Origin of the sequence: Mesorhizobium sp. LSHC420B00, from assembly GCF_000503055.1 — a bacterium.
GTDB lineage: Bacteria > Pseudomonadota > Alphaproteobacteria > Rhizobiales > Rhizobiaceae > Mesorhizobium.
Genome location: NZ_AYVY01000007.1, coordinates 61,818 through 83,629, shown reverse-complemented (window position 1 = coordinate 83,629; position 21,812 = coordinate 61,818). Strand labels below are relative to the sequence as shown.

The 21,812-nt window shown below is 60.1% G+C and carries 17 protein-coding genes, 1 tRNA gene and 3 pseudogenes; 8 read left to right on the top strand and 13 right to left on the bottom strand.

From position 1 onward, the window contains the following. Nucleotides 1–4 precede the first annotated feature (4 nt). The 4 genes from dapB to X760_RS0137805 all read left to right on the top strand — a co-directional run bounded on the left by dapB (nucleotide 5) and on the right by X760_RS0137805 (nucleotide 3,118). Nucleotides 5–829 (top strand): 4-hydroxy-tetrahydrodipicolinate reductase, encoded by an 825-nt coding sequence (gene dapB, locus X760_RS52660; RefSeq protein ID WP_036244690.1) that lies wholly within the window; start codon nucleotides 5–7, stop codon nucleotides 827–829. A 25-nt stretch (nucleotides 830–854) separates the two neighbouring features. Beyond that, nucleotides 855–1,475, top strand: a complete 621-nt coding sequence (locus tag X760_RS52655) for a 2,3-bisphosphoglycerate-dependent phosphoglycerate mutase (protein ID WP_023718820.1) — start codon at nucleotides 855–857, stop codon at nucleotides 1,473–1,475. Between the two features lie 73 nt (nucleotides 1,476–1,548). After that, nucleotides 1,549–1,633, top strand: a tRNA-Leu gene (locus X760_RS52650). A 93-nt stretch (nucleotides 1,634–1,726) separates the two neighbouring features. Next, nucleotides 1,727–3,118 (top strand): tyrosine-type recombinase/integrase, encoded by a 1,392-nt coding sequence (locus tag X760_RS0137805; RefSeq protein ID WP_051409657.1) that lies wholly within the window; start codon nucleotides 1,727–1,729, stop codon nucleotides 3,116–3,118. Nucleotides 3,119–3,240: 122 nt separating this feature from the next. On the opposite strand, the gene X760_RS0137800 is transcribed toward X760_RS0137805, so the two are convergent. Together X760_RS0137800 and X760_RS52645 are read right to left on the bottom strand one after the other, a co-directional pair. Continuing rightward, nucleotides 3,241–4,347, bottom strand: coding sequence for a P63C domain-containing protein (locus X760_RS0137800; protein WP_023718818.1), 1,107 nt, complete (start codon nucleotides 4,345–4,347; stop codon nucleotides 3,241–3,243). Between the two features lie 260 nt (nucleotides 4,348–4,607). After that, complete coding sequence (locus X760_RS52645) at nucleotides 4,608–5,684, bottom strand: hypothetical protein (protein WP_023718816.1); 1,077 nt, start codon at nucleotides 5,682–5,684, stop codon at nucleotides 4,608–4,610. 186 nt (nucleotides 5,685–5,870) lie between these two features. Here X760_RS52645 and X760_RS0137795 point away from each other — a divergent pair. After that, nucleotides 5,871–6,676: pseudogene (locus tag X760_RS0137795) on the top strand (sulfite exporter TauE/SafE family protein). Here the strand turns inward: X760_RS0137795 and X760_RS52640 are convergent. The 3 genes from X760_RS52640 to X760_RS73660 form a co-directional block, all read right to left on the bottom strand. After that, the gene (locus X760_RS52640) at nucleotides 6,670–6,912 is read right to left on the bottom strand and encodes a DUF982 domain-containing protein (protein WP_023718815.1); all 243 of its coding nucleotides are present in this window, start codon (nucleotides 6,910–6,912) and stop codon (nucleotides 6,670–6,672) included. The pseudogene X760_RS0137795 and the gene X760_RS52640 sit on opposite strands and share 7 nt — an antisense overlap. A 553-nt stretch (nucleotides 6,913–7,465) precedes the next feature. After that, nucleotides 7,466–7,642 (bottom strand): hypothetical protein, encoded by a 177-nt coding sequence (locus X760_RS76290; protein WP_023718813.1) that lies wholly within the window; start codon nucleotides 7,640–7,642, stop codon nucleotides 7,466–7,468. A gap of 570 nt (nucleotides 7,643–8,212) precedes the next feature. Then, nucleotides 8,213–8,728, bottom strand: coding sequence for a hypothetical protein (locus X760_RS73660; protein ID WP_023718811.1), 516 nt, complete (start codon nucleotides 8,726–8,728; stop codon nucleotides 8,213–8,215). A gap of 201 nt (nucleotides 8,729–8,929) precedes the next feature. On the opposite strand from X760_RS73660, the gene X760_RS52625 reads away from it, so the two are divergent. Next, on the top strand, nucleotides 8,930–9,562 hold the full coding sequence (locus X760_RS52625) for a recombinase family protein (protein WP_023718810.1): 633 nt from the start codon (nucleotides 8,930–8,932) through the stop codon (nucleotides 9,560–9,562). Nucleotides 9,563–9,594: 32 nt separating this feature from the next. On the opposite strand, the gene merBA is transcribed toward X760_RS52625, so the two are convergent. Further along, nucleotides 9,595–11,814: a bifunctional organomercurial lyase/mercury(II) reductase MerBA gene (gene merBA, locus X760_RS52620; protein ID WP_051409656.1), complete on the bottom strand. Its 2,220-nt coding sequence runs from the start codon at nucleotides 11,812–11,814 to the stop codon at nucleotides 9,595–9,597. Between the two features lie 95 nt (nucleotides 11,815–11,909). On the opposite strand from merBA, the pseudogene X760_RS76280 reads away from it, so the two are divergent. Next, a pseudogene (locus X760_RS76280) lies at nucleotides 11,910–12,414 on the top strand (helix-turn-helix domain-containing protein); the annotation flags it as partial. Nucleotides 12,415–13,263: 849 nt separating this feature from the next. Continuing rightward, nucleotides 13,264–14,025: a ParB N-terminal domain-containing protein gene (locus X760_RS52605; protein WP_023718806.1), complete on the top strand. Its 762-nt coding sequence runs from the start codon at nucleotides 13,264–13,266 to the stop codon at nucleotides 14,023–14,025. Nucleotides 14,026–14,620: 595 nt separating this feature from the next. Here X760_RS52605 and X760_RS52600 read toward each other — a convergent pair. From X760_RS52600 to X760_RS79090, 7 genes and pseudogenes are all read right to left on the bottom strand, one after another. After that, nucleotides 14,621–15,772: an MFS transporter gene (locus tag X760_RS52600; protein WP_036244665.1), complete on the bottom strand. Its 1,152-nt coding sequence runs from the start codon at nucleotides 15,770–15,772 to the stop codon at nucleotides 14,621–14,623. After that, nucleotides 15,769–17,112, bottom strand: a complete 1,344-nt coding sequence (locus tag X760_RS52595) for a protease (RefSeq protein ID WP_023718804.1) — start codon at nucleotides 17,110–17,112, stop codon at nucleotides 15,769–15,771. The genes X760_RS52600 and X760_RS52595 overlap by 4 nt, the downstream gene beginning before the upstream one ends. A 213-nt stretch (nucleotides 17,113–17,325) precedes the next feature. Beyond that, a complete protein-coding gene (locus X760_RS52590; RefSeq protein WP_023718802.1) occupies nucleotides 17,326–17,697 on the bottom strand; it encodes a DUF4087 domain-containing protein in 372 nt (123 codons plus the stop codon). Between the two features lie 88 nt (nucleotides 17,698–17,785). Beyond that, a complete protein-coding gene (locus X760_RS52585) occupies nucleotides 17,786–18,286 on the bottom strand; it encodes a hypothetical protein (RefSeq protein WP_156948063.1) in 501 nt (166 codons plus the stop codon). Between the two features lie 85 nt (nucleotides 18,287–18,371). Next, nucleotides 18,372–18,986 (bottom strand): annotated as a pseudogene (locus tag X760_RS52580) (M60 family metallopeptidase); the annotation flags it as partial. Between the two features lie 37 nt (nucleotides 18,987–19,023). After that, entirely contained in the window at nucleotides 19,024–19,440 is a 417-nt protein-coding gene (locus X760_RS52575) for a lysozyme inhibitor LprI family protein (protein WP_023718799.1), read from the bottom strand. 17 nt (nucleotides 19,441–19,457) lie between these two features. Further along, on the bottom strand, nucleotides 19,458–21,773 hold the full coding sequence (locus tag X760_RS79090) for a lysozyme inhibitor LprI family protein (RefSeq protein ID WP_023718798.1): 2,316 nt from the start codon (nucleotides 21,771–21,773) through the stop codon (nucleotides 19,458–19,460). Between the last annotated feature and the right edge of the window lie 39 nt (nucleotides 21,774–21,812).

Sequence of the window (21,812 nt, the reverse complement as noted above, 5' to 3'; positions counted from 1 at the left end):
TGACATGCCGACCGCGAGTGAAATGGGCCTGGTGGTGGTCGGCGCTGCCGGCCGCATGGGCCAGGCGCTGATCCGCGCCATCCACACCATACCGGGCGCGCGTGTCGCCGGCGCCATCGCGCCGGCCGGATCGCCCCATATCGGCAAGGATGCCGGCGAGCTGGCCGGCGTCGGCCGGCTCGGCGTGGCGATCGGGGACGATCCGCTGCCGGTCTTCGCCAAGGCCGACGGCGTACTCGATTTCACCACCCCGGAAGCGACCGTCGAATTCGCCGGCTACGCGGCGCAGGCGCGCATCGCCCACATCATCGGCACCACCGGCTGTTCGGCCGAAGACAACGCCAGGATCGCGGCCGCCGCGCGGCACGCGACGATCGTCAAGTCAGGCAATATGAGCCTCGGCGTCAATCTGCTGGCGGTGCTGGTGGAGCAGGCGGCGCGCGCGCTCGATGCCGACGATTTCGACATCGAGATCCTGGAAATGCATCACCGGCACAAGGTCGACGCGCCGTCGGGAACGGCGCTGCTGCTCGGCGAAGCCGCCGCTAATGGGCGCGGCATCGACCTTGACGGGAACAGCGTGCGGTCGCGCGACGGTCATACCGGCGTGCGCAAGGCAGGCTCGATCGGTTTCGCCAGCTTGCGCGGCGGCTCGGTCGTCGGCGACCACAGTGTGGTGCTGGCCGGTACCGGCGAGCGCATCACGCTCGCCCACCATGCCGAGGACCGGGCGATCTTTGCCCGCGGCGCAGTCAAGGCAGCCCTGTGGGCGCGCGGCCGCAAGCCGGGCCTCTATTCGATGCGGGACGTGCTCGGCCTGACCAGTTGATCCATAAAAATTTGAAGGAGCAAATATGTCGAGAACTCTCGTGCTCGTGCGCCACGGCCAGAGCGAGTGGAACCTGAAGAACCTTTTTACCGGCTGGCGCGACGTCGACCTGACCGAACTAGGCCATACCGAAGCCAAGGCGGCCGGCGCCAAGCTCAGGGCGCGCGGCATGAAATTCGACATCGCCTTCACGTCGTCGCTGATCCGGGCGCAGAAGACCTGTCAGCACATTCTAGACGCTGTCGGCCAGAGCGGGCTCGAGACCATCCGCGACCAGGCGCTGAACGAGCGCGACTATGGCGATCTCTCCGGCCTCAACAAGGATGATGCGCGCAAGAAATGGGGCGAGGAGCAGGTGCATGTCTGGCGCCGCTCCTATGACGTGCCGCCGCCCGGCGGGGAAAGCCTGAAGGATACCGGCGCGCGCGTCTGGCCCTATTACCTGCACGATCTGCAGCCGCATGTGCTGCGCGGCGGCACCGTGCTGGTGGCGGCGCACGGCAATTCGCTGCGCGCGCTGATCATGGCGCTGGACGGCAAGTCGGGCGAGGAGATCGTCAAGCTCGAGCTCGGCACCGGTGTGCCGATCATCTATACGCTCAACGCCGATTCCACGGTAGCGTCGAAGGAAGTGCTGGAGCATTGAGCCGGAGAAGGAACGCGGCTTTCAAAAAAGCGCGTTGACACTCATCCTTTGCCCGCTTAATGAGCGCGCACCAGCCCAGATGGCGGAATTGGTAGACGCGCACGGTTCAGGTCCGTGTTCCGCAAGGAGTGGAGGTTCGAGTCCTCTTCTGGGCACCATTTCTTTCCGCAGAAGCCTTACAGCCCAATGATTTCAAGGGCGTAAGGGTTCCCCGAGGTACCCAGTGAGGTCCACCGAGGGGAACACGAGAGATGATGATAGACCTCCCATACGTTCAACCGCGCAAAGGTCGATACCGCTACAGGCGCAAGGTCAGGCCAGATTTGCGGCCGATAGTCGGCAAGACCGAAATCATCATGCCGCTGGGAAAGACCCACGCCGAGGTAATGAGGCGGTATGACGCAGTCCATGCGCAAGCTGAGCGCCAACTGGCGGCGGCGGAAAGAGCCCTAACGAGGTCTCCCGCTGACATCACCGAATTGGAGGTATTTAGCGAGGCAGCTAAACAGGTTCGGAAATGGGGCTTGGACCCCCGTTGGAATGTGGAAGACCTCGAGCCTGAAGACGACGAACTCTTTGACGACGTCGAGCTGGTGGCGCGAACTCAGCGCGTCGAGGCGATAGCCAAGAAGTATCCACAGGATGAAAGAGGGCGTCCCGTCGGGATCACTGTTAAGGACGCAGCGCTTCTCCACTTGCTGGGCCTCGGGGCGGCAGCGACGACGCCTCCGCCCACGCTGGAAGACGCCAAGCGCCGATACATCAAGGAGAAGATCGAAGGGACGCACGACGAGCAAGACAAGGTGCAGCGGGTGGAGCGTGTCATAGGGCACGTCGAGGCAACACTGGGGCGTAAGGACATCGGACTGAGCGAAATCAGGAAGACCGACGCTATCGACATTCGCGATCACATGCTGGACGTGATCAAGAGCCCGGCGACAGTGAAGCGCTATCTGAACGACCTCCGGGCCATCTTCCAATTCGGGTTGGACCTGTTCGACTTGACGAAGGCCGTCAGCAATCCCTTCCACAATCTGGCGGTGAAGATGTCAACCGTGGCGAAGGACGACCGAAATCCGTTCACCGAAGAGCAGTTGAAGCGGACACGAAGGTGGATTTTGGGTCACGCCGGGGAAGACCTTCAGCGCATTTGGCGGCTGCTGGAGGGGACCGGATGCCGTCTGAGCGAGGTCACCGGACTACTGGTGAGCGACGCTCGGCTTGATCACAAATTCCCGCACATTAGCCTTGTCTTTCACCCTCACCGGAGGCTTAAGACAAAAGGTTCGGTCAGGAACGTGCCGCTGATTGGGGACGCGCTCAAGGCGGCTCAGGAGGCCGTGAAAGCTGCTCAAGGCCAAGACCTTTTGTTCCCCGCCTATTGTCGCCCCGGTGGCAGTGATGCGGCCTCGGCGGCTTTGATGAAGAACGTCCGGAAGATCGTGGCCGACAAGAAAGTGACGGTTCATAGCCTAAGGCACAGCATGACGGACAGGATCAGGCTAAGCGGCGCATCTACTGCCGAAGAATACCTCATCCTCGGGCGGTCCACTGGCGCGGTGGGGGAGGCTTACGGAGGCGACGAGGCCCGGCTGGAGGTGGCCACTAAGGCAATGCGAAAGGCGCTGGTAGGCGAACGGTAGGCCGGCGCTGCGGTCAACGATCATACGCCGCATCCTACCAGCAGCCGTGATGGGCAAGCGCCTCAACTACACAAAGCAGTCGGCATCGCCATGGCCTCGCGGAGGTCGGGCCATTGGCTTCGTCAATCCGCGTCCTCAAGCAGCAGCGAAAGTTGAGCCCCCGATTTCGGGAACGCATCCTCGAAATGAACCATGAAAGTCGGCCAGTCCTTTGAAATCCGCATGATCGCCACAAGCTGGAGAAGGTGGTCACGAAGATCGGGTTGGCCGAGGTCCTCAGACAGGAATTGGTGATGCTTCCATTTGCGCCGCCCGGTGCCCGGCTCGGTGGGGTTTCGCTTACGAAGCTCCTCCAGCACACCGTCCGGCAAGCGATCATAGACGATCTTATTGGTCAACGTTCCAACCAACGGGGTCTTGGCCTTCCCTACCGGCCAACTCCAGCCCCTTAGCCGATAAAGCTGTCGATAGTACTCGTTGGGAAACCGCCTCGCCCAGGCCAACTTCTCCTCTGAGAGGTAGAGCGAAAGCAACTGGTGGAGGGCGTCCCTCTCTCGCTCGTCTTGGAAACCTGTGGCTTCATCGACGAGGGCTACAATGCCCACCTGAGCGAGCGCGCGAACGAGGATTTCGCACTTGTCGGCGATCTGCTGCTGCTGAGCGGTCAGAAGGTCGAGCCGGCGAGCTTCAAGGAAGAGATCGCAGACCTTGGGCAATAGTTCTGCCCTGTACCCCAGAGCCTTGCCGCCCGTGGGTGTCCGAAAGACGATTGGTACAGTTGCGGTCCGAATGTCGTCCGTGATTAGGGACGAAAGGCTCACCGTGGCAAGGAACGGCGGCAAGTCCTCCGAGGGCTGCTGCGAGCGACCCTTCGGCTTCGTCGACCTGCCCAGCGCGCCGAGAAAGCCTTCCTGCGTCAGTAGGCGCGTGCCGTCGGGCAAGACCGCACACGGGATTTCGCTGTTGCCGATTACGAGCTTTCCGGCGTGCGTGGCCTTCGGCAGGGTGCGATCTACCTCCCACCGCGTCTTTGCACCCTGACGGGCTATCTCGCGCTTTTGCTCGGCGGTCAGTTTCTCAGCGCGCGCTTCGCCACCACGGCTCTGGGGAGTTTGTTCAGACATGATCGCTTCCTCATTGCAAGCATGAGGCAGATACCATGCTTGCTGGCCAATTGCAAGCATCGGTTCGGCGAGATGCTTGCTGAAGAGTTGGGCGAACGAGAACAAGCAATGATCAGGCAGTCCGCCTGCGAGCCTATCCGTGATGAACCATGAACACCTTCTCCTCCTTAGCTGCAGCCAGGAACGCCTTGTGGGCCTCCTTGGGGGGCAGTTCATTGGCAATGACGGCGATGCAGACGCGCACGGTTCCTCAAAGGCTATTACGTCAAGTTTCTGAGGTCTTGGCCCGGCCAGTACGGCCAGCCGTTTCTCCCGCCCTATTCCTGCGCCAAGTAGCTGCTAAACGGCCCAGTCTCTACTGAGGGTCAGGTATCGAGACTTTCCTCCCATTCGGACCCAAGCACCCACGAGAGAGCCGACAGTTTCCCGCTCACCATCCCCCACTCGAAATCGTCCCAGCCGAGGTTCTTCCGCCCGTATTTCCGTTCGATACGTCGCGCGGCCTTCTTCGCATTCTCTAACGTCACCTCCTGCCCCGGTCTTAGTTGATCAGTGCCCGTCTTCAGTCGATAGATCCAATTCTTGTGACGGTTCCACCAGACCTTGTCCCAGAACTCTTTGTAGGCGGCTAAGATTGTCTCATCGCCTCGTCGAAGTATCATCGGCCACTCCTCGCCTGGGTTCTCGTCATCGGGGAGCCACTCCACCTTGTCGCCGTCGGCCGTGTAGCCGATCCTGTGTCCGTTAGGCCCTATTTCGCCCGGGTGAACCGGATCGGTCGTCTGTGCCCGAGTACGGCTTGCAGGCCGCAGCAGCTTATGGCCGAACTCCTGCAACTGCTCTGGTGTTATGTCGTTCTGCCGGAACTTCAACATCAGGTCCGCCAACTGCGCCGCTTGGCCAATCTTGTCTACTCGTGAGGCGCGCCTCCCCCCGGCCATTGACCGGACTTGAGCGCTAAGATCACGAAGAAGCCGCGTCCGTAGCTCGGGGACTGATTGGAAAGTGCCGACCAGTGCATTTTGATACGTTTCCGCTTTGAACGCGCGTAGAAGCCTCTGTTGTTTGAGGTCCAACTTGTTGGGGTCCACCGGTCTGCTGGAGAAGTAAAGCATCGCCGGTTTGGTCGCGGCCACGAACCGGTCAATCTCCTCTACCGTGCCCGAGGCCGCCACTCCTGTGCTTGTTCCCAGCTTTGTCCAAAATAGTCCGACAAGGATGTCCGAGGCGTCGACAAGGCTCCTATTGATAGCCTCCTGAGGACGGACCCCTGTCGTAGGCGACGCATGCGTTTCCCATTTGATGGGAAGAAGAACTATTCCCTGATCGTCCGCGTGTTGCGCGTTCCAGTCATGAATGGCCTCAGTTGCTGCTTCTCGCTCTTCTGCAAGATCAGACGGTGACGCGATCAATACCCTGTATGTAGTCGAATTGAATGGCATGTCTCCCCCATGCGCCGGAAGGTCCAACTACGGTCGAACGGAACACGATGCAACTGTCAAGGCTTCCGGCTTCGATCCGCTCCCAGCGACCTTCCGCTTGAACCGTGGCAGCCCCCGCACCTATCCGCTGCGCCTCTTCATTTCGGGCCTGTACATCCTCGTTATGTTCCGCGAGAAACACAACGCATGAGCAACGCACCGTTAGATACCGTAGCCCACCCCCACAAACCCACTGCGTTCGGCGGCGGTTTGCTAATTGGGCACTGGGCGGACTGGTTGGTCTCGGCGGCGCTGAGTTCCGCCTGCCGCTTCTGATTGGCCTGTTCAACTTCGGCGCATTGGAAGCGGTGATCCTCAATAAAGCGATGAGCCTGATCGTAGTGGCGACTGCGCTACCCTTCAGGACTCAAACGGTGCCGTTCGGAGAATTGGCATCGCATTGGCCCGTCATCGCGAACTTGCTCGCCGGTAGCTTGATAGGCGCATGGCTTGGTGCTGGATGGGCGACCCGGCTGCGGTCTGAGACCCTCTACAAGACCATCTCAATCATGCTTGTCGTGATCGCGGGGGTGCTGTTGCTTGGGCACGACGCTCATGCCGCTGGTGCCTTGCTTGGTGGCGCAGCACAGTTGATCGCCGGGATCGTCGCTGGGTTCATCATAGGCATCGTTGCGGCGCTGCTCGGGGTGGCCGGTGGCGAACTGCTGATCCCAACGCTGGTACTGCTGTTCGGTGCCGACATTAAGCTCGCCGGCAGCCTCTCGCTTACTGTGAGCTTGCCGACCATGATTGTCGGTTTCGCTCGCTACAGCCGTGATCAGAGCTTCTCGGTCATCCGGCGCAACATCGCGTTTGTCTTGGTGATGGCTTGCGGCTCCACAGTCGGGACGTTCCTGGGTGGCCAGATGCTCGGGTTTGTACCCAGCGGCGTCCTCTTGCCCATGCTGGCCATGATTCTGGTGATCTCAGCGATTAAGGTTTGGCGTCACTGAGGGAGCAGCATCCCCTCCTCCTTGGCAGCAGCCTCAAAGGCCTTACGGGCCTCCTCCGGGGTCGCCCGATCCTCGACGGCGTCTATGCACACTTGCACCGCCTTTCGCCACTTAGGCCCCATCTTGGTCCACTTCAGGAGTTCCTCGGCGGCACCCTCGACACTGTTGCAGCCGTAGGTGACCCCAGGCCGGTCGGTCCTGACGTACACCGGAGGGGAGAACCAATGGGTTGCCATTGGGGGGAACTTAGAGCGGCACAGGCCTGCCGACCAACGCAGGTTATAGGGAACGATGTAGGCCCTCGCGGGTTTAGAACTCGCAGCGGTCGGTTCTTCTCTTGGATGTGCAGCCGCTGTGGGGGGTCCGTCGGCTTTCTCACAGAGCGGCGGGCCTCCTGGTTAGCGAGCGCTGGTTGCGATTGGGGGGAGTAACGTCCCTCCTCTTTTGCAGCGCCAGGAATGCCTTACGGCCTCCTCAGGTTCCATGCTGACCGGCTCAGCGATGAGGACGGTTACCGTTTGTTAGGCATGTCTGAGTCCGTGACGGGATGTTTCCAAACGTTCATCGACGGTTGTCCGAGCGGTCGGTACGAAGCCGGTATGCATCATCTTCCGGTAGCTGTCGCCCTGGCCATTTCGCTTGTCGTGGGTTTGGTCGTGGCGATAGGTCTAACATGAACGCCAACACGCCCAAGGCCAGAATGTCGAGAGTGAAGGGCGGGCACGCAATTGATCCTCCAAGTCACGACGGCGTGAGCCAACTTGGTTTTGCGCTCGCAATTTTTTGCAGTCACTCTTTGTCGGCCCGATCAATTTCATCAAGCAAAGACTTATGCTCGTCCGGCAGCTCCTGTTCTACCGGAAGATTTAGCGCTCTGCGAAGGTAGTTGCGGACGGCTTCTGACGTGACCCACCGTCGTACAAGGTCGGCAATAACCTTCTGTTTCCTTCTGTCGACCTCAACCATGGTCGATCCTGCATGCGGATGGGTCCGAACCTTCTGGAGAGAAGATTTGTTCCTTGTCTATTCACGGAAATCGAGCAGGACGGCGCCCCCTTCTTGCGGGAGCAAAATTCCTGGAATGCTGGGCGGGAACGTTAGGCGGATTAGTGAGGCGCGGGGCTGACAGCTACTCCCGGCCGTCGAAACACACGAACAGCCCAATGGCGGAAGCTACCTCTAGGATAGCCTCAGTTAGCTCTTCGTCAGATGCCCGCAGATTAGGCGCAGTCACACGTACCCGTTCTATTGCAGCCTTGATCGAAACAATGTCTCCGCGAGCCGCCTCGTTCATGAGTGCAGCAATAGCCTCATGTAGAGTTGGACTGACAATTTGAACGACACTCATCCGACCATCCCCAAGGGGCACGCCGAAGAGACGACAGTACTCTCTCCCTGCCCGACATCAACAGGATGTAAGAACCGTACAATGCTGGGCCGTAACCCTCAGGAATGTTTGGTAGAAATTTCTCAGCGGGGGATCGGATAACCGGCTCGCGCGAGGACCCCCCGTGCCCCCTTCGGTTGCCCCAGCATCTATCCTGCCGGTGTTTGGGGCGGTCTCTTTCCCGAGGGCGTCGGCCCGTCCTCATTCTCGGCATCTATGACGGTATAGGTAGCTCCACTCTTGGCCGTCGACGGGGCATGGGCAAGTTCTTCATACAGATACGTTGCGAACATGGACCCGGCCCCCAGCACCGCCCAGAGGGGCACCCCGACGCCCATCCCGAGAGCGACAATTCCCGCACTCTGACCGCCGAACACAGCTATCCCAACAGCGGCCGCACCAAGCCCGAGGCGCTGGGCCATGGTTCTTTTATCCCACCCAAGGCTCTTCGCTCCCCGGAGAGCATTCTTGAGCATCGGTCCCACGACTTTGCCCTGCACGGTTGCAGCAATGGCTTGTTTGGCCTTCGTTCGCGCCGGCAAACCCGACTTACGGATTTCGAGGAGCTTCAGCGCCCATGTGCGGAGCGCGTCGGTTTGTTCGAGAGTTGCTCCCTTCACGATCTGAACGACAAGCTGTCGCTCCCGGTCTGGTTTCTCAATCATGAGTTCTCCGCTTAGGCTGGGCGTCGGAACAGCGCCAACAATCGAAATGATCTATCAGGAACGGACTGTCGTTGCACGGGCCAGTTCGCAATGGTGTGCCCTTTCCGAACCAGGGCGAGACGGGTTCGATAAATGCCCCTTGACGACCCTAAGCGAACCAACTATTAGCGGACCAGTCAAACCGAACTGGAGAGCTTCAAGATGTTCATCCGAGCCTACCTCAGAGCCTCGACCAAGGAGCAGGATGCAGGGCGCGCGCGGGGTGACCTTGAGGCGTTCTGCCGCGAACGTGGGCTCACCATCGCTTCCACCTACGAGGAGAACGAGAGCGGGGCTTCGCTGCACAGGCCGGAGCTGTTCCGACTGCTCAGGGACAGCAAGCCCGGTGACATCCTGCTCACAGAACAGGTCGACCGCCTGAGCCGGCTGTCGGACAAGGACTGGGACCAGCTCAAGCGCGAGATCAAGGACCGAGAAGTCAAAGTCGTGGCGCTCGACTTGCCGACCTCGCACATGATGATGAAGAGCGAGGACGCCTTCACCGGGCGGATGTTCGAAGCGATCAACGGGATGCTGCTCGACATGCTCGCCGCTATTGCCCGCAAGGACTATGACGACCGACGCCGCAGGCAGGCTCAGGGGATCGCTAAGGCGAAGGCTGAAGGGAAGATGAAGGGCCGCCCTGAGGACGCCGAGCGCAATGAGGCGATCATGGACATGCTGCGCAAGGGGCAGAGCTGGAACACCATCGTGAAGGCCACCAACTGCTCACGCTCGACGCTCGCGAAGCTGGCAAAGCGCCTCCTGCCCTCAGGCGAAGTGCAGACGAGGTGATCCGACGAGCGCTGTGCAGCTCACGGATGCCTCTACCCAGCGCAACACGACAGCTTCGCCACATCCTTGTCGAATGACAGCGCGGCGAGCTTCAGGCCCTCCACCGTGGTCAGGTACGGGAAGATCGTGTCAGCAAGCTGCCGGACCGTCAGGCGGCAGGTAATCGCCAGAACAGCAGTCTGAATACTGTCAGCGCCCTCGGGTGCCAGTATGTGAGCCCCGAGCAGCCTACCCGTCGCGGCTTCGGCGACCAACTTGATGAGCCCTCTCGTGTCCCGTGCGGCCAACGCGCGCGGCACTTGGTCGAGCGCGATGGTCGAGACCCGGACTTGATGTCCTGCTGCTTGGGCATCGGCTTCGGTTAGGCCGACGCTCGCGACCTGCGGGTCGCTGAACACGATGGTCGGCATTGCTGCATTGTCGTACCGCAGGCTGTCGCCATTGAGGGCGTTCTTGGCGGCCAGTTTGGCACCGTAAGCGGCCATGTAGACGAACTGATCGCGGCCGGTGACATCGCCGGCAGCATAGGTGCCGGGCCGGGTGGTGCGCATGCGGTCGTCTACCGCAATAGCGCCGTTCGCCGCGACAGCGACACCGTTCTTAGCGAGGTCGAGCGCCTTAGTGTTGGGTGTGCGCCCGGTGGTGACGAGAATTTGCTCAGCGTCGTGTGTCACATTCTGGCCATCGCGCTCGACCGACAGTGCAACACCGGCATTGGTCGTACGGATCGAACGGTAGGCGACGCCCGAGACGATGTTGATCCCCTCGTCCTCAAAGTATCCGGTCAGCGCCCTGCTGATCTCAGGCTCGGCCTCGGGCAACAGTCGTGAGCGAAAGACGAGCGTCACCTTGACACCGGCCCGCGCGAACATCTGAGCCAGCTCGGCACCGATGTAGCCCCCGCCGACAACGAGCAGCGTTCTTGGCAGCTCTTGAAGCTCCAAGGCTGTAGTGCTGGTGAGATAAGGCACAGCTTCAATACCTGGGATGCTCGGGACAGTGGGTCGCGCCCCGGTCGCGATGATGATTCGGTCGGCCGCGATCCGCTTGCCATCAACATCAACTCCGCCATGGACAAGGCGCGCCGAGCCCTCGCGATAGGCAATGCCGTTGTAGGCCGGCAGCAAGTCTATGTACTTCGTCTGTCGCAGGTGTCCGACCAGATCGTCCTTTTGACGAACTGTCGCATGCCAGTCAGTGACCTCAGCCTCAGCCGTGACGCCGGCAAATCGCGCGGTGACGCGTGCGTTGTGAAGCGTCTCCGCAGCCCGGATTAGGGTCTTTGAGGGCACGCAGCCGATGTTGACGCACGTACCTCCGATGGTTCCGCTGCCAATGAGCGCCACCTGAGCCCCTTGATCAGCGGCGGTGATGGCAGCCGAGAAGCCAGCAGAGCCGGCCCCAATGACAGCAAGGTCATAGACATCGCCCTTCGGGGTGCGACAGCCGAGAGGGGTGACTTTCGAGGCTGCACCGTTGGCCTCGTGGGGGGCAGCTTCGCCTTGGGCGTGATCCTTCCGCAGCCCCCTCAGGCTTGGCCCGAAGATCGCCCGGCCAGCCTCCAGCGCCTCCTCAATCGAAAGCCGAAATCCCGGTTCATCGGCGGGCCGTTCGTTCCGCCAAGTTGCAAGGTGGTCGTCGCTGCAGAAGAAGGCCGTCGCTGAACAAAGTGAATTTGCGGCACAGCCGCCCTCGTCGTGTACGCTCAGCCAGACAACCGCTTGCCGAGGATTGACCTCCGTCAGGGCTCGGCCGTGGTCTCGCGTGGCGACCCTGATCGGCAAGCCGCAGTGCCAACAACGGGAAGTGATCTCGATGTCGCGGTCGAGCATTGCGCCGACGCCGAGCGCATCGACTGCGCACATGGAGTTGATAGTGCGGCCATCGAACCTGATTTGGTGGCCGGTGTCCCGGTCTGTGAATGGATAGGTGCCGACGATCCGGTCGCCTTCAAGAACCGCAAGGTCCCGTTGACTGAGTTCATTGAGCAGCGGTTGCAACGCTGCTTCGGTCAACCCGACTTCCGTTGCAAGAGCGACGAGCGCCGGTGCCCTGCCATTGTCGGCATAATGCTGGAGCAGTGCAGCGCGTACCCGATCCACGGCGGCCGAGTAGCCGCTCCAGCGGTGCAGGACATGATCCGAAGCGATCATCGCAGTCAGCGCGCTCCGGACCACCGGAGAAGCTACGACCGACCAATCGGGAAATGTCACGCCGGGCCGTACAGCAAAACTGGGCAGAAGTTTCTGCATGGGACAAATCTCCTTGTTAGGCGCCGATTGCCGAAATCCACTATCAAGGGTAGGATCGGGTCTGTAGCGACTACAGGCTCAAGAGGAATTTTGGAATGCGCGATCACACCTTGGTGAAGGGCTTGCAAAGGGCTGAACTGGCCCGGCGGACAGGAAGCAATCTGGAGACAGTGCGGTACTACGAGAAGGTCGGCCTTCTACCGGAGCCTCCACGCACGCAGAGCGGCTATCGAAACTACGACACGACACACGAGCGACGTCTTCGCTTCGTTCTGAGGGCNGCCTCCACGCACGCAGAGCGGCTATCGAAACTACGACACGACACACGAGCGACGTCTTCGCTTCGTTCTGAGGGCGCGCGAACTGGGCTTCTCACTTGATGAAATCCGCGCGCTGCTGCGGCTTGTAGACGAGCGCAACCAACCCTGCGCAGACGCTCGCGCAGTTGCGGCGACCCACCTTGAGGACGTGCGCGCAAAGATCGCCGACCTGAAGCGCATGGAACAGGTCCTCAAGGAGGTCGTCAAGCAGTGCGGGGATGGCACGTTGCCGGCATGCCCATTGATTGAGACGCTGTTCCGGCAGACTGCCGTCAATTAGGCCGAGGGGAGGTCCGTTACGCGCCTCGCGTTGGGTAAGCTGGCGCGCGCATTTGGCGCTGTCGTTCACCTTGCTCTGCTGTTAGACGCTTGCCTGCCCATGATGCGGGGTGGCCATTTTGAGGATTACCGGAATTGACGAATTGGGCGGCGAGGCGCGAGCGCAAGACTGAAGTGAAGGGGCGGGCTCAGGAGCCGAGCCACATATTCAACCGATGCCGCGTGGTGGGGTGCAGCAAGCCCGCCCGCGCAGGCACAGAGGACGGGCTCGACACACGGTTCTGTCGGTCGCACGCGGACCACTACGCACGCCATGGGAGCCCTTACAGGCCGTCCTACGGGGCTCGGGAAGTTGCCCCGTACCGGGTCGCCGCGATGGTGTGGCTGGAGGCTAACCAGAGCGACACCTACGTCCGCAATGCGGTGGACCGTGTGGCCACCTTGCTGCAATCCTCAGGGCCGCATGTGGAGGCGTTCAGGCTTCGTGGGCTGTCACCTCAGGACCGCGCCAAGGCGGCCTGGGCGAGGCTGCGAAAGGCCGCAGTGGACCCTCGGGGGGTGGTGGCGGCATGGCTCGCAATCGAGATGATCATTCGGGACGATCTACAGGCCGAGCGCAAGACCGAGTTCAAGCGAGTGCAGGCGGCGAAGCTGGTCCATAAGATGGCTTCAGGGACGCACAAGAGGTGGGGCGAGGGGTCGAACGTGAAAGAACTCCACGTTTACCCGAGGTCGCGTGGGCGGGTCCTGAGGCACGTTGGCGAGGCGCTGGAGGAAGCGTGCGCCCTCCTTATCGACCGTCACAGGGCTAACCTCCCAACCGCGCTCCAATCATGAAGAGACGACAAGCATGGACGCAATGAACCCCCAGATTGACGACCGCGTGACCATCCGCCTTGACGGCTTGGTCATGGACCCTGCGACACAGATCAGGCAGGAAACCAACGCCGCGACCGTGAGGCAGTATCGGGATGCCATGCGGGCGGGTGTGGTCTTCCCGCCCATCACGGTCGCCCCGGTCGATGCGCGGGACCCTGACAAGGGATTTGTGCTGATTGACGGATGGCATCGTGTGACAGCAGCGCAGGCCCTTGGCGGTGCTACAATTGACGCCGTCGTGACCGTTGGAGTGACCCCAAATGAATACCGCTGGATCGCCGCTGAGAAGAACCGCAGTCACGGCCTCAGGCTGACCAGCGCGGATAAACGGGAGGTCTTCAGGGCTTATGTGCAGGCCGGAAGACACCGGATGGAGAACCGTGGTAGGCGGGTGAAGTCGGCTCGGGAGATGGCGCGCGACTTGCAAGGCATTGTCAGTGACCGGCGCGTTCCGGTGTGGATGCTGCAGGATTTCCCGAAGGTCTACCGGGCGATGCGCGCAGGCGGCTTGGAGGAGAACCCCGGTTCCGACTTCGGAAAGAAAGACAGGGACGTGATCCATGCCGAATTGGCGACCACAGCCCTGATCCAGTTCAAAGCCTCGTTCTCGGCCATACGGTCGAAGGAACAGCAACAAGCCCTGCTGGTCGAGATCACGAGGGCCGCTCAGGATGTCGCAAAGGTGGCAACGGGCGGGCGTGAATTGCCAGCGGTGATCCCCGAAGACTTCTAAGGAACACAGGCAAAATCAACCACATAACCACCTTGGTGCGAACTTTCGCATTGCTGGGGGCGCATTTGATGATGTAGCCCGTTGTTTCTGCGTCGGAAATCCGCTGTTACCCCCGAAATGGACCCGAGTGGCGGCGCTGAAAGCGGCCGATCCGTCGTCCGCGACGAGCCCTTGACAGAAGGTACACCCACGGGCCACTAAGAGGTACACCACGGGTGATCTTCGTGGGAGCGTTAGCGCTGGGTAAAGCGTTGAGCTACAAGGGCAATTCGGAGTGTTGGTCCCGGTTCGATAAAGTAGCGAGCCGCCTCTTCTGGGCACCAAATTCCCGTTTCGAACTTTTGATAAGGTTCAGGAACCCCAAGAAAAAGCCCCGGTTTTGCCGGGCCTTTTTCTTGGCCGGATGTCCTAGGCTGTACGCGTCGACAGCGCACCAGGATTTTCGCTCGAGAGCTTGCGACGACAACGATCCCCTCCTTTTCAGCCGCGAGCTCGGCAGCTGCCTTTTTTGGAAAGCGTGACGTTAACGTCGAAGCTCATGTCGGCTGGGCCGTTGCCGGCACGGCACCCGCCAACAATACAGATGCCGCAATCGTCATACCACCCTGCCTCGTTTCCATATCTCCTCCCGCGAGCCGGCAAACAACGTGAATCCGCCACAGGTGATCGCAGCGAAGACGGGCAGACCATGCGGTGAACTTTCCATCGCCATGCCGGCGATGAGCGGCCCCAGGAGCGCGCCGATACCCCAGGCGATGGAGAGCAACGCATAGATGCTGAGCAATTCTGCGTCCTTGTAAGCCTCGCCGAGCATGGCGACCGTAGTCGTATAGATGCCGACGAAGGCACCTCCCCACAGGAAAAGCAGGGAATAGGCAAACCACGGGTGCAAGAAGGCCAAGGGCCATGCAAGCGCCCCAAGCGCCGATATGGCCGCAAGGGCAATCAGCAGCCACCGGCGATCCATTCGGTCACCGAGCCAGCCGATGGGCAATTGCAGCAGGATCGAGCCGATAAGGAGCACGGTTAACAGGAGCGTCGCTGAATGCTCCGGCCATCCAAGGCGGATGGCATAGAGCGGCAATAGGCTGAGACCGGCCGCTTCCAATGCGGCGTTCAAGACTGAGGAAGCAACCGCCACTGGCGCTAGTTTGAGGTACCGAAACGGATTGCCGATATCCTCGCGCGCTGGCTTGGCTGCATCGGGCCTACCTACGATCAGGACCACGCAAGCGACAAGTGCTATTGCAGCGCCGACAATGAAAGCAAGAGACTCCTCACGTCCGACCAGGACCAGGATGGCAGGGCCAATTGCGGTGCCGCAGGAAAGAGCGGTCATATAGATTGCTATCATTCGTCCCCGGTTTCTCTCACCGGCAAGCTGGTTGAGCCACGTTTCGGAAACGACAAACAGCGTCTCTGACGCCGCTCCGAGAGCCGCACGCAAGGGAAACCAGACCCAAAGAAACGGTGCCAAGGGAAAAAAGACGAACAACCCGCCCGATGCTATTAGAGCTCCCTTCGCCAGCCGCACAAATCCAAGCTGCTGTGCAAGGCGGGGCAGGTAGGGGGCCGCCAGAAGTACACCGATGGCGTACATGGCACTGTTCGCCCCAATAAGGCTTTCGGAATAGCCCGCTTCCGCCAGCTCAAGTGCAATCAGCGGTGCGCTGAGGCCATAGGTCAGCCCGAAGATTGCGGCGGTCAGGATGACGACCGCTGACGTGCGCACAAGCCCGCTCATCATGCAGGCGCCCCGTCGCGCTCGGCCACATGGGCGAGCTTGCGGCCAGTGCTGAACGCGTCGGAGAGCTTGCTTCTCCAGCGCCGGTCGCTGTGCTCAACAACGCTGCGCAGGAGGCGCGTATAGTCCAGAACGAGCCCAGGGGTCCACGTCAAGGCCTCAGCCCGGCCGCGCACGAGCCGCAACAACCAGAATTGCGGGTTGCTGATGATCTTGAAGAGATCCCGCCAAACATGGCCGTTGTACGATGCGCCCTCCAGAGCCGCATCGAGTGCCTGGATAACGGTTGTCGAGCAGTTGCGGGCCGTGAGATTGTAGGTCTTGTCCTGAGAATATGCTTCCCAGAATATCCTCAGGGCTTGCGGATTGAACCTGTGGAACGTCACCTTCTGGTCCGGCTCACACCGGTCGGCCGATTCCTGTGCAAGGGACTCGTTGAACCGCCCAGCTACATCATTCTCATGTCCCGCCGAGAGAATGGCCCGGAAGTCGTCAGGGCTGTGGTCGATGTCGTCGAACGGATAGTGGCTGATGTAAAGGTCCGGTGGCATTTCCAGCGCGGAATGGCCTGTTGAGATCACGCCTTTCTTGTCGACTGCCGCGACATACCGGTCGATTAGAATCCTGCGCTCCGGGTCCTTTATCGAACCGACAGCCGTCCAGACATAGACATTGAGGACCTCGTCCGCCTTGGCCCAGACATCGCCGTTTGCGGGAATGACCGGGCGGGCCACGCGACCCTGCCAGTTTCGGGCCGCATAAAGCGGCAGGGAGGTGATCGAGCCGCCTTCCGGCAATTGCCGTAATGGCAGGGCCATCCGCACAAGTGCATAGCCGGATGTCAGCAGAAGGAGCGCAAAGCAAAATGGAACTGTCAGCTGGTGCGGGACCGGCCAGGACATCAAGATGCCGATGGCCAGGCTGATCTCGATCAGGCCGGCGATAATCCCCACCCGCCAGCGTGGGTTGTGGATCACCAAAGCGGAGCCGATCCGAAAGAGCCCGTCAACCAGGAAGGCAGTGCCGAACACGATTGCCGCGCCGATATTGTTGTCCCAGGGGACGTCGAAGACCAGAAACGCCGCGAACAGAAATGCGATGCCACGCAGCGTATCAATCCAATGCTGGCGAAGTCCGACGGATATGGCCGCGGCAATCTCGACCAGTCCCTCGACTACCAGGAATATGGCGAGCGTATCCAGCGCGACGGAGAGCGCGCCATCGCTCAGATCGAACAGGATGGCAACCCCGACAAGCATCCAGATGACGCCTGCCGCAGTCAGGAGCTGCCAGATGGGTTTCAGCGCACGCGCCCCAAGAAAAAGAAAGACCAGCCGGATCATGATGCTTTTCGGTAACTTGTGGCGCTACGGCGCCATCTGGTTGACGTTTCCGAATATTGGCCGCGGCTTCTCCGCGGTCCCGTCTTCGATCGGTTCCACAAGCTGAACCCATCAGATGTTTAATTACGGAAGCATCGCCGGTCCGTCCCTTCGATCCAGAAGCGATTGGAGGAGAGGCGCCGTTTCCTGACTGTCGCCGGTTCCTGGTCATGACTATCCGTCCGGGTTAGGCAGCGATCTGTCGTTGCGACAGCGCACGAGCGGAAGGATTTCGCCCGAGATTATTCTGGTGATCTTTTGCTGCTTGGCGTTGGTTACGACGGTCATGCACGCGCATCCGTAGCCGTGGCCGGAACCAGGCACATTGGTCTCGACGAATTGCCGCTCGTCCAAGGCCGGCACATTGTCGATGCCTTTGGGATCCGGTCGCCCCTGCATCTGGATCCACCAATCCCCGTCACTGTCGGTCAGGACGAGGTTGCCGGGTGTCGGGCTGGAGTACCAGCCACAACGGCGCTCGGCGTAGGCGGCGGCAGGCAAGGACATGATGGCCAGGCAGAAACAGGTAGCGAATAATGGGCGCATAAGAACCTTTACCTCCTTAAGTAAAGCAGGTCATGCCGCCGATAATCTGCGTTGACGCAGGTAACGAGGCGGCATGATTTTGTAGGCCTTATGGCCTCAACTTCGTGTCCACATTTTCTTCGATCAATCCGCAATGAAGCGTCACAGGCTTCCTTTGGACATCGCTTAGTGGACCGTCGATGAAATCGCAGCTGAGCAGATTGTCCGGACTGCTCTTGCGTGCGGATGCAACGTTGACGTTGACCTCGGGAGGGCCGGCAAGCCAGTCGAGACGCTTCGTGTCGACCTTTGTGCCGCCGATGTGGGCGTGGCCCGCTGTGCCCGCTATCTCGACCTCTTCGTCCTGCGGCGTGAGATCGATCTGGCCGACTTCGTTGGCGTGCTTCTCGGCACTCCGCTTCGGGTCACCGTAATAGGAGGCGAGGACAACGATCTCTTCCTTTTCAGTCGCGAGCTTGGCGGCTGCTTTTTTGGACAGCGTGACGTTGACGTCGAAGCCGAGGTCGCCCTGGGCTGTCGCCGGCACAGCACATGCCAACAGCGCAGATGCTGCAATCGTTACTGCGGGCAGTGATCTATAGCGTTTCACAATCCACCTCCTTTAGCCCCTCACGAAATGCCGATACCCCCGCATCCTTTCGTGTCTGGCTCCGGCATCACGCTCGCCGCCGGCTTCACCGTGAAGCAACATTCAGACCAACGCGCGACAGTTGAGGATCTGCTGGAGGCAGATTCAAACGCTTCAATCTGTCGGCGGTTTCCTGCTCGATGTGCAGCCCCCAATCGGAAAAGAACCGGGTCAGGTCCTGATTTGCGACCGTACTGGCACGCAGGATGAAGGTTTGTACCTTGACCGCATCCTGCTTATTGGCATCGTCCAGTGGATGCTCGCGGTAATATCGGTGAAGCTTCGGATAGAAGTCCTCGCCGAGACCCCGGCGCAATTGATCGAACATGACCAGCCGCACCCAAAGCTCATCGTCGTCATCCGCGCTGGCACGCATTTGTTTTTCATTGTCGAAATCACGCGTCTTCCGCGCCAGATATCGCGCCGCCAGATCCAGCGGCGTCTTGCCGGTAGAGTCATCGCGCTCTTTCAAGCGGGACGGATGGCCAAAATGCGCCTGGGCATTGAGGGAATAGATATTGACTGTAGTTTCTACGATCTCGCCCAAGGTCCAATCCTCCTGCTGGTACATATGGCCGGTTTCATGCCAGATCGACCACGCTTGCCGCAGCTTATTCACGTCCAGCAAATCACCCATGTTGCTGCCGGGGACACCCATAAAATAGTTGCCTGAAGGTCTTCATCCCGGCACCGAGGTGTCAATTCGCGGCCGGAACGGGACAACTCATCGGATCGCCCTGCTTGCCGCATTTCAGGTAACCCTCGAAGGCTTTGACACGGGATTGCGCCAGGCTGTCCATGCACTGCGCGGTGAGCATCGGCATTACGCTTCCTCCGGCCGCTCCTGAAGTCTGGAAACTGCACTCGGCGTCGCGAAATTTGTCCCAATCCCGTTGAGCTTGGACAAGAAGCTTCCTGGTATCCGCATCGTCCTTCAGGCGGGCTTCGATCTGCTTGTAAAGCTCGTTGAGCTTCTTGTCGGATTTCTTGAACGCCGCATCGGCGCACGCATTCAGCGAGGCCTGATCCTTGGCGGCGTCGTAGCACTTGTCCTGGGCAAAGGCGAACGTCGGCATGGCCAGAACCACGGCGGCAGTCAGTATTGCGGTTTTCATCGATTTCCCTTTCCCGATTATCTGGTTTTCATTGGATCAGCTTTGCCACCTTCGGCGACCGTGACGCTGCCGGCCTTTCCTGAGCCGGTCAGCTTGCCGCCTTCTTTGACCGTGACTTTGCCGGAGACTTCCCCGTCAACGACAAGCAGTCCCGAGACGGAAATGTCACCGGTCAAAGAGCCGGTCACGCGCAACTGCGCCCCTGACGCGACTTCCGTCACGCCGGAATAGTTGTTCTTGCCGCTCAGCGTCAGCTTGCCGCCGGCGACAACGAGGCCGCCGCTCATGCCGCCGGCGTCATCAAAGTCCGCTATGGTTCCATCAAATTGCCCGTCGGCTTCTGTCAGGATCAGTCTGCCCGCACCCAGATAGACATTGCCTTTACCACCAAGGTTGCGAATGACCGTATCGTTCAGGGAGTGCGCCACCCCCCAGGGCTTCAGGTGGTTTCCTTTCTGATCGATGTTGAGCACACCGTCGACCATGACGCGCGAGGAATGCTCGATGCTGCCCGGCCCGGCCAGAGTAAGATAGCCATCGGCCGCAATGTGGGTTGTGCCGGTGTAGGTATTGGCCCCGGTCATGCGCACGTCCGCGTCCTTCTCGATCGTGAAGTCGCCGGCGCCGGAGATGATGCCGGCCAGTCCGAGCCAGCCATTGCTTCCAGCATCGCTGGTCGCGCGATTCAGCTGCACTTGATCCTCGGCAGCCGCATCTGTCGTAAAGTTGGCGGCGCTGACAAAATAGGGTGAATATGCGGTTGTTCTGTTTTCCAGATCATACATTACGGAATTGGACTGAAAGAAGGGTATGCCGACAATAACTCCGTCACGTCCCTCCTCATCGCTTTGGCGATCGATAACGACATCGCTGTATTCCTTATTATTGAAACTATCTTCAAATCCCCAAATCTTAACGTCGACTACGGCAGAACGATATTCATTAAGATGAAATCCTCTTGACTGAAGCTTATTGAAAATAGATTCTGTCGTAATAAAAATGAAGGTCGACGTTCCTGTATCCAATAAAACAGGTCCGCTGAAATCAACCGATTGCTTCTTTCCCTTATTATCAAAAGAAATTGCATAGCGGTAAGACCCTTCGAACTCATTGGATGCGTTCGCGCCTGATCGCGGGAATCGTCTCTGGTAAGCCTGAAAATCCCCTTCGCCCCACGGCATCAGGGCCGTGAACTGAGATCTCAGGCTGGGGGACAAATTCAGCGTCAGGCAGGGAGCGCAGCCCGGTGTCGTCTTCTCTTTTCCAAGATTTGCATTGGCAGAGACCACATAGCCGCTTTGGGTTTGACCGCCCGGGGCAACGGTCTGGTTTCCTGGAAAGATAAAATCGGCGGCCCCAAAGATGCCGTAAAACGTCGTCGAACCACCAGGTCTGCCATTCTGCATGCTCTTGCGTGCATTAAGATCCGCATAGACCGGCGTATCGCCGTATTGGCCAACGGGCCTTGGCGTCAATTTCAGATCCTCGAGGTCGCCGAAACCCTTGGTGTAGACGTAATCCACCACCCGACCGGCGCTAAACCCGCCGTCGAAGGTTACGACCGGCTCCGAGGGGTCATCCGGATCGTAATAGGACAGGCTGTCGAACCGCACCTGTTGTACCCAATCGCCATAGGTGCCGTCTCCATAACCGTACATTTCGGGCTTGCTGCCGGACACCGGCTTTACGCCAGGGACGCTCGAATCGATCTCAGCGTTGAACTCATCCGACCCGGTGTCGAATTCGAACAGACGAGGCTTGGCACCATTGATGCCCACCGAGATCCCGAGTTTGTGATAGATGACTTCATCACTGTCGGTTCCGTAGTCCCTGACATGTTGCAATGGAATGGGGATCGGGCCAGCAGCCTGAGCAAGGCCGGTCCGGCCCTTCTCCTGGGCCACGGCAGATACGGCAGGTGATGTGTTCGCTGCCGGAACGGGGCAGCTCGCATCGCCTTCCCTGCATTTCAGGTAACCCTCAAAATCTTTGACCCGGGATTGCGTCAGGCCGTCCATGCACTGTGCGGCGAGCGTTGGAGCCACGCTTCCTCCAGCCGCTCGCGCGGTCTGGAAACTGCACTCGGCGTCGCGAAATTTGACCCAATCGCGCTGTGCCTGAACGAGAAGCGTCCTGGTATCCGCGTCGTCGTTCAGGCGGGCTTCGATCTGCTTATAAAGCTCGTTGAGCTTCTTGTCGGATTTCCTGCAACCGGCATCGGCGCACTCGTTCGGGGCGGACTGATCCTTGGCGGCGTCGTTGCACTTGTCCTGGGCAGATGCGAAAGCCGGCATGGCCAGAACCATGGCAGTGGTCAGCATCGCGGTTTTCATCGGTTGCCCTCCGTTTAGAACTACCGGCGCGGTCGGCTG